Source organism: Collinsella sp. SGI.178 (assembly GCF_050313495.1).
Classification (GTDB): domain Bacteria; phylum Actinomycetota; class Coriobacteriia; order Coriobacteriales; family Coriobacteriaceae; genus Collinsella.
The window spans coordinates 40158-47724 of the sequence record NZ_JBNPLM010000017.1; the positions used below are offsets into that span (position 1 = coordinate 40158).

General features: G+C 58.3%; 9 protein-coding genes. 4 read left to right on the forward strand and 5 right to left on the reverse strand.

Features of this window, described 5'->3' with window-relative positions; all coding sequences use genetic code 11:
• Positions 1-12 precede the first annotated feature (12 nt).
• From ACQRAQ_RS06220 to ACQRAQ_RS06230, 3 genes are all read right to left on the reverse strand, one after another.
• Positions 13-1317 (reverse strand): chloride channel protein, encoded by a 1305-nt coding sequence (locus ACQRAQ_RS06220; protein WP_427794275.1) that lies wholly within the window; start codon positions 1315-1317, stop codon positions 13-15.
• 125 nt (positions 1318-1442) lie between these two features.
• Complete coding sequence (locus ACQRAQ_RS06225) at positions 1443-1976, reverse strand: TIGR00730 family Rossman fold protein (protein WP_427747526.1); 534 nt, start codon at positions 1974-1976, stop codon at positions 1443-1445.
• Between the two features lie 36 nt (positions 1977-2012).
• Entirely contained in the window at positions 2013-2438 is a 426-nt protein-coding gene (locus ACQRAQ_RS06230) for a potassium channel family protein (RefSeq protein ID WP_154516963.1), read from the reverse strand.
• Positions 2439-2693: 255 nt separating this feature from the next.
• On the opposite strand from ACQRAQ_RS06230, the gene ACQRAQ_RS06235 reads away from it, so the two are divergent.
• A complete protein-coding gene (locus tag ACQRAQ_RS06235; protein ID WP_154516961.1) occupies positions 2694-3173 on the forward strand; it encodes a pyridoxamine 5'-phosphate oxidase family protein in 480 nt (159 codons plus the stop codon).
• Between the two features lie 96 nt (positions 3174-3269).
• On the opposite strand, the gene ACQRAQ_RS06240 is transcribed toward ACQRAQ_RS06235, so the two are convergent.
• Positions 3270-4481 (reverse strand): MalY/PatB family protein, encoded by a 1212-nt coding sequence (locus ACQRAQ_RS06240; protein ID WP_154516958.1) that lies wholly within the window; start codon positions 4479-4481, stop codon positions 3270-3272.
• Positions 4482-4593: 112 nt separating this feature from the next.
• On the reverse strand, positions 4594-5331 hold the full coding sequence (gene tsaA / locus ACQRAQ_RS06245; RefSeq protein WP_427794276.1) for a tRNA (N6-threonylcarbamoyladenosine(37)-N6)-methyltransferase TrmO: 738 nt from the start codon (positions 5329-5331) through the stop codon (positions 4594-4596).
• A gap of 141 nt (positions 5332-5472) precedes the next feature.
• On the opposite strand from tsaA, the gene ACQRAQ_RS06250 reads away from it, so the two are divergent.
• The 3 genes from ACQRAQ_RS06250 to ACQRAQ_RS06260 all read left to right on the forward strand — a co-directional run.
• Positions 5473-6300 carry a TipAS antibiotic-recognition domain-containing protein gene (locus ACQRAQ_RS06250; RefSeq protein ID WP_427794277.1) on the forward strand — a complete coding sequence of 276 codons (828 nt, stop codon included), beginning with the start codon at positions 5473-5475 and terminating at the stop codon, positions 6298-6300.
• A 51-nt stretch (positions 6301-6351) separates the two neighbouring features.
• On the forward strand, positions 6352-6597 hold the full coding sequence (locus tag ACQRAQ_RS06255) for a glutaredoxin family protein (protein WP_154516949.1): 246 nt from the start codon (positions 6352-6354) through the stop codon (positions 6595-6597).
• A 361-nt stretch (positions 6598-6958) separates the two neighbouring features.
• Positions 6959-7567: hypothetical protein (locus tag ACQRAQ_RS06260; RefSeq protein ID WP_427794278.1), on the forward strand; the 609-nt coding region annotated here is incomplete at its 3' end.

Below are 7567 nucleotides of genomic sequence, written 5' to 3' on the forward strand. Positions count from 1 at the left end.
AAGCGCAATATGCTACTTGCGCAGCGGCTTGGGCAGCGGAATGCCGGCGGCGATGGCTGCGGCGATGATCATGCAGACGATGCCCTTGAGCGGGAAGCACATGAGCAGCAGGCCCACAACCATGACAGGCTGGCGCATGACGGCGCCCATCGTCGATGCCGTGCAGACGGCGACGCAAAAGACCGGATCGGCGCCGGTGAGGATGGCAAGACCATAGCCCAGGCTTACGCCCGAGAAGATAACCGGGAAGAAGTGACCGCCACGCCAGCCCATATTGATGAGGGCGGGGGTCAGCATAGCCTTGACAAGACCGGTCGCGATAAGCACGCCGGCGGGAATGGTCAGATAGGTTTCCATGAGCACATCGGCCTGGGTCTCGCCGGCAAACATGGTGTAGGGCAGGAGCGTGCCACAGATGGCGAGCGCCAGACCGGCCATCATGGCCTTGACGACAGGACGCCCCCCTATTGCATGGGACAGCGCCTCGCTCGCGTGCTCGGAGACAAAGTACAGCCAACCGCAAACGGTGCCGAGCAACGCCAGCGGAATGAGCCAGGCAAGCTCCAGGTTGCCCACCTCGGCGGACTCGAACCTGGGCATGCCCATGCCGCCGCCCACGAGCTGGCCAAGCAACAGGTAAGTGCCCAGACCGCCGGCAATCGCAATGCCATAGACCACGGTCTTTTGCGCCTTGGGCAGCTTGATGGTGATCTCGTCGGACGCGGACTCATCGTCGGCATCTTCGCCCTGGCCGTCGGCGCTACCGGCGAGCGGCGCCACAAAGCCAAACACAGGCGCGGTAAAGAGCGCCGTCAGGGCAGCCTGGGTACCCAGCAGCGTGAGCTCCCTAAACTCGGCGCCAAAGCGACGCATGCGGTCGCCGACCCAGCTGCACAGGCCCGCGATAACGCCGGTCAGGCCGGCCTCCGGTCCAATACTTCCGCCAAACAGCAGCGGCAGCAATGCCGCAAGCGAAAGCTTGCCCAGATTGTCGTACGGGTAGCGCCCATCTTGCTTGACCTTAGCCATCACCTGATTGAGGTTATCGGTCTTGGTGTCTGTCATCTTTTCGTACAGACCGATTAACAGGCCGCCCAGCAGGCAGACAAAAAACGGGTACGGCAGAAAGCCAAACGGGCCGCTGGCGAGCTCGGGCGAAGCGACGCCCAGTGCGTGCGGAATCTCGGTCCATAGATAGTCGATGCCGTGCTCCATCACAAAAAAGAACAGCCAGACCGCGGCACCTGCGAACGCACCGGTCACGGCAACGCTAACTAAAAACAGCGCGCGGTTTGTAGGTTTAGCGAGCTTATCCATCGGGTCCTCCCGCGGTCAAAGTCGACATAGATACGTTTTATTGTAGAGCGAGTGTGGCCCAGACGAGCCAACCGTCTGCGCTGCAAACGGAGCCACCGGGGACCACAGCGGGACAGGCTCAAGGCTTATCCGTTGATAATTGATGCGATTTCGTACAGATCCTCGGCAAAGTAAATGCCTTGCTGGCGCCGTGGGCTTGATAAACCCTTATCAATCATGTGTACGAGCAGCGCCTTGAGGTCGTTGTAGTAACCGTCCAGGTTATACAGGATGCACGGAGCACTCAGGTGCCCCAACGACACCGCGGACATAACCTCGGCAATCTCCTCGAGAGTGCCCGTCCCACCGGGAAAGGCAATGAACGCATCGCCGAGCTCGATCATCTTTGCCTTACGCTCCGCCATATCGCTCGTCACGATGAGGTCGTCGATACCGTCATGCTGAAACTCGGCCTCGATAAAAAAGCTCGGCTCCACACCCGTCACGTGCCCGCCGGCATTAAGCACGCTATCGGCGAGCGCGCCCATCAGGCCCGATTTGGATCCGCCGTACACGAGCGCGTGCCCGTTGGCGCCAATCCAGTTGCCCAGCTCCTGCACCGCAGGCAGAAACGCCGGGTCATTGCCGATACTGGCACCCAGATACACGGTGATATTCAAATTCAGTCCCCCTTATCGTGACGCGCGGCGCCCGTTTTAGCGCTGGCGCCGGCGATATTCGCGCACGCGGCGCGACAGATCGGCGAGCTCGTCACGATCAAGCTCTTCCAAATGCTCAAGATCATCCATAAAGCGCGCCATAGTGTCCTTTTGATGCATCTTGATGAGCATATTGCAGTAGCTCACCGCCACGCCCGTGAGCATGGCAATGTAAAAAATGCTGATAACGCTCAGGACGACCGTGATGACACGGGCGACCGGCGTTTCGGCCGGAATGTCGCCAAAGCCGATCGTCGATACGGTCTCAAAGCTAAACCAAAGGCCATCGCCAAACGTAAGAGTTGTTGGCTCAGAGAGCCAAACAGCCATTGAACACAGAAGATAAAAGACGAGAAAAAGGCCCGTGATGCGCACGAAACCGGCTTGACGCAACACATCGGCCAGCGTCCTCAGCTTTTTCATCGAGACCCCCTTTTTCAGGACAAGCAATCGCTTTTGGTCGGTATTGTCCCACGCCTCCCCCGCAAACGAAACCAGCCATCGAGAATGCCCCTAGACGACGAGTTGTGAGGGACAATCCTTCCACAACAAAAAAGTGCGTTTCAATCTGCGACAAATAGGATGTTCCCGTCGGCCTCGCAGCCTGAACTAGTATCTTGATATAGACATACCACCCACCGCCGTGCACGCAACACGCGGAAAGAAAGGAAACCCACGATGTTTAGACCTCTTCGTAGAAAGAAGCGTGCTATCACCGATCAAGAGGCACGAGAGCTGCTCGTTAATTGCAAACGCGGCATTTTTGCCGTCAACGGAGACGACGGCTATCCTTACGCCATTCCCGTTAACTACTACTTTGACCCCGAGCACGACAAAATTTACTTTCATGGAGCCAAGGCGGGGCATAAGGTCGATGCACTCAAACGCAGCGACAAAGTCTGCTTTACCGTCTATGGCAACGATTGGTACAAAGACGACGACTGGGCACCCTATGTTCAGAGCACTGTGGTTTTTGGCCGTTGCCGCCTCGTGAACGATGACCCGGCGTTTGTCGAAGACAAAGTCCGACAGTTTGCCCTCAAGTACTATCCTTCTGCCGAAGAGGTCGAAGAGGAGATCAAGCAAAGTATCAGGGGCGTCCAACTGTATGAAATTACGGTTGAACACCTTTGCGGCAAGCAAATTCAAGAAAAGTAGCAAACGTGGAAAACGTGCTCGCAACCCTCTGCGCCCTATGCGCCCACGCACGTTGACGACACGGGCGCAAGCCGCAGTACCCGAATCGTGCGACCCCTATACCCCAAAAACGTAACGGTCTAGGCGGTCGCACGCTTCCCTTACGCGCGAAAGCGGCAGCGCCAGATTCACGCGAATGTGACAGGGGCCATGGAACGGACGTCCATCCTGATACCCCACGCCCACGCGTGCCCCCTCGTCGAGCAACCACTGAATATCACGGCCATGCTCGCGGCACCACTCGGTGCAGTCCAGAAACACCATGTACGTGCCCTGCGGACGCGAGTAGGACACGCCCTCAAAATGCTCGTCCACGTAATCGCAGAAGTACTCGATATTGTCGGCAAGCACCTGGTTGAGTTCGTCCACCCACTCGTAGCCCTGCGGTTGGTAGGCACCGATAAGCGCATGCATCGAAAGGACATTCATCTCGTTGTAATGGGTCTTGTTAGACACAGCGCACATGCGGTCGCGCAGCGTCTCGTTGTAGACAATGTGGTAGCTGCCGACCAGACCCGCCAGGTTAAACGTCTTGCTCGGCGCATAGAGGGCAACCGTGCGCATGCGGGCATCCTCGCTCACCGACTGCGTCGGGATGTGCTTGTGTCCCGGCAGAATGATATCGGACCAAATCTCGTCCGAGATCACCACGCAATCGTGCTCGCGATAAATGTCCATGGCGCGCTCGATCTCGTCGCGCTCCCATACGCGGCCGCAGGGATTGTGCGGTGAGCAGAACACTGCGGCATGGATGTGATTTTGGGCGAGTTTGCGCTCCATGTCCTCAAAGTCCATGCGCCACACGCTCTGGTCGTCGAGCTGAAGCGGGCTGTGGACAATGCGATAGCCCGCGGCCTCGATGGACTTGGTGAAGCCGATGTAGGTGGGGCTGTGGACCAACACCGCATCGCCCGGCTGGACATACGCGCGCAGCGTCGACACGACACCGCCCAGCACGCCGTTTTCGTAGCCGATATGCTCAGGCGCCAGGCCCTCGACGCCATTACGGCGGCTCTGCCATTCGATGATGCGGTCGAAGTACTCGGAACGCGGATTGAAGTAACCAAACATGGGGTGCTGGGCGCGCTGAATGATGTGCTCCTGGACTGTAGGCACCGTGGCGAAGTTCATGTCCGCCACCCACATGGGAATGCGGTCGAAGCCCTCGTCGGGTGCGTTCGGAGCCATACCGGGGATCTCACCCCAAGAGTCAACGGCGATGGAGTCCATGCCGTGGCGGTCGATGATTGAAGTGAAGTCGTATTTCATGCTGAGCCCCCGTGCAGAGCGGAATGATTCGGTAGGCGTTATTGTCCACCAGCGTAGGCGATTTTGGCATGGGGTTTGGCGCTTAATTTGACGGGTGCGGACGAATGGCTGGCTAGTCTCGCGCGTCGTTGATGGCGGTTACCGTCAACCTGGCCCCGTCAACCGTAAACGATATGTCGAGTCCGGCGTAAGCCAAGTGGTAAACGCGGTTTGGCTCGTGCTTGCTGCCCGCGCGGCGCGGATCTTGGCGAAGAACCTCGACCAGACCGGGGAGCTTTGCGGGCGGGACCATGTCTTGAAGCGCTTGCGGGAACTCAACATCGAGCTCTTGCCACGGAGCATCCTCAATCCAGCCGCCGGTCGCATCCGGGTGGCAGTCCGCAAACGGGATGTAGGGCTTAATGTCGTAGATGGGCGTGCCGTCACGCAGGTCGGCCCCCAGTACATGGATGATGGGGCCGTCGTCGGTGCGCTCAACGCGGCTGAGCTTGACGCAGGTAAGACCGATGGGATTGGGGCGAAACGGACTCCGCGTGGCAAACACGCCCACGCGTTCGGCTCCGCCCAGACGCGGCGGGCGCACAGTCTTCGACCACTTGACGTTGGTGCCGGACCTGTCCTGCGTCTTGGCATCGGCAGCTATATCCTTAGCCGTGCCGCCGGGCGTTCCGTTTTCGAAGCGCCACAGCAGCCATAGGTGAGAGAAGGAGTCCAGACCCTCAACTGCTGCGTTGGAGGCAAATTCCGGCTCAAAGACGATGCGTCCCTGCAGGTGGGGCGCCAAAAAGCTGTTGCGCGGAATGCCGAACTTCTGCGGCAGGTCGGTATGTATGTGTGCGATAGGTTCCATGCCGGTCATTGTACGGCATGGAGGTGTGGGGTGCAGCGCGCAATTCTTCGCCGCGGTCTCCCGTCGTGCAACCAACGGTTGCTTGGAAGGGAGCCGGCCGCCGCGTATGCTTAAGCCATCAACCAGCAGAAAGGAGTCGCTATGGCCTTTGCAGAAAAGCTCATTGCCATTCGCCGCGCCCATCACCTTACCCAAGAGCAGCTCGCCGCCAAGCTCTTCGTCACACGCCAAGCCGTCAGCCGTTGGGAACGCGGCGAAGTCACCCCGGGCATCGACATGATGAAGCTCATTGCCGCCGTAACCGGAGAACCGCTGTCCCACCTGCTCGAAATGCCCGAGCACTATTGCCAGAGCTGCGGCATGATACTCACACCCGACGACTGCGGCACCGATGCTGTGGGCGCCACGACCGACCATTACTGCAAGTGGTGCTACGACCACGGCCAGTACACCTACGACACCACCATGGAGGCGATGATCGAGGATTGTGCCCCGCGGCTGGCGCAAAACACCGGCATGTCGCTCGACGAAGCCGTCTCGCTCATGGGCGCCGTCCTGCCGCAACTGGAACGCTGGCGCTCCGTGCAGGAAAACGAGGAGCGCTACGGTGCCGAGGCGCGGGCGCGCTATGGCGACGAGGCGATCGACGCAGCAAACGAAGCACTGCTGGACATGGACCCCGAGACATGGAACGACATGAAGGAACTTGAACGCGCTATTCTGGGCCAGCTTTCGATTGCCATGGGCGACGGCGATGCGGATGGAAGCGAGGCCCGCAAACTTGTCGCGATGCACCGTCGATGGATTGGCCTTAACTGGGGGCACAAGCCCCAAGACGAAGCATACCTGGGCCTCGCCCACGGCTATCTTGCTGACCAGCGCTTTATCGACTACTACGACAAGCCCTGCGGCACCGGAGCCACGGCGTTTCTGGTACAGGCCATCGAGTCGTCGTCAGCTCATGCATAGACCGCGGCGGCTTTGGGTATTTCAATCAAAACCTCAACCGATTGGAGACCTATGGCTACTAATCATGAGCTCACGCTGTACGTTATGACCGGCTGCCCGTATTGCATGAAGGTCAAGCGTTTCCTTGCCGATAACGGTGTGACCATCCCCGAGCGCAACATCTCGACCGACCCCGATGCCGAGCAGACGCTCATCGCCGTCGGCGGAAAACGCCAGGTTCCCTGTCTGTTCATCGACGGCAAACCACTCTACGAATCGAGCGACATCATCGCATGGGTACAGGAGAACCTGCTCTAGCGTGCGAGTACTCATTGGGGACGTTCTTAAATGACTAGCCGTTAAAGAACGTCCCCAATGACTAGCTAACCGTAGGTACTCATTGGGGACGCACTTAAATGAGTGGGTAGGGCTTCGGTTTCTCATATTTATAGAACATATGTTTGCTCTCTGTGTTATACTCATCTCAAGGCATGAGACTGGTCGAGAGCTCCTGCGGAGGTCCCCAATGACACGCTGGAGCGAGCTCGGTAAGTAAGATCGGTGGTTACCGCACTCGCCCATCTCAGACAGGCTGCGCTCCTGTTCGCCGTCGCCATCAAAGAACGGCACTCACAATCAGACTGTTTCTTTTCCGTGAGTCACACAGGAGCGCATCGCTATGGCAAAAAAGATACCAACCCTTTCACCCGACATTATTTCAAACACCTGCTCGGATATCAGCAGGATTGTCGAGGCCAAACACCTCGGTCAGAAAGGCACCGACCATGAGGCCTCTTCGGAAGGGGCTCTGCTCATCGGGCGCCGTCTCGAGCAAGAGATTGCCGGATACCCCATTTCCAATCTAAATGGCCTACTCTCGCCCATCGCTTGCCACCTCAAGCAGCACTTTAGCCCAAGCCTGGGCCCGACCTATCTCAAGCGTTGCATAAAGCTCGCACGAACTGTTCCGGAAGACATGAGTTTTCGACCGGAGCTTGATCTAGAACACTATCAGTCGCTCGCTCGCATCGCCGACAAAGATCTGCGCTTGGATCTGATGAACGTTGCCGCTGATAACCGTTGGAGCGCATCGCGCATCGATCGTCATGCCCGCTATCGAAGTCCGCAGGACGTTTTGGATGCTTGGGAGCGCCGTGCGCTTGAATCAAATCAAGAAGTACGGCGCTTCGCCCGCGCCTACACAGATGCCTGTGGAATCATTTCACTCGATGAACTTATTGAGCTCTACAACTCCTGTGCCCCCAATCCAGTCTCGAGATTTGAGATA

Bases quoted from the DNA above. Each gene is read 5' to 3' on its own strand.
- ACQRAQ_RS06220 (WP_427794275.1), bottom strand. From the start codon at position 1,317: ATGGATAAGCTCGCTAAACCTACAAACCGCGCGCTGTTTTTAGTTAGC.
- ACQRAQ_RS06230 (WP_154516963.1), bottom strand. From the start codon at position 2,438: ATGAAAAAGCTGAGGACGCTGGCCGATGTGTTGCGTCAAGCCGGTTTC.
- ACQRAQ_RS06235 (WP_154516961.1), top strand. From the start codon at position 2,694: ATGTTTAGACCTCTTCGTAGAAAGAAGCGTGCTATCACCGATCAAGAG.
- ACQRAQ_RS06240 (WP_154516958.1), bottom strand. From the start codon at position 4,481: ATGAAATACGACTTCACTTCAATCATCGACCGCCACGGCATGGACTCC.
- tsaA (WP_427794276.1), bottom strand. From the start codon at position 5,331: ATGGAACCTATCGCACACATACATACCGACCTGCCGCAGAAGTTCGGC.
- ACQRAQ_RS06250 (WP_427794277.1), top strand. From the start codon at position 5,473: ATGGCCTTTGCAGAAAAGCTCATTGCCATTCGCCGCGCCCATCACCTT.
- ACQRAQ_RS06255 (WP_154516949.1), top strand. From the start codon at position 6,352: ATGGCTACTAATCATGAGCTCACGCTGTACGTTATGACCGGCTGCCCG.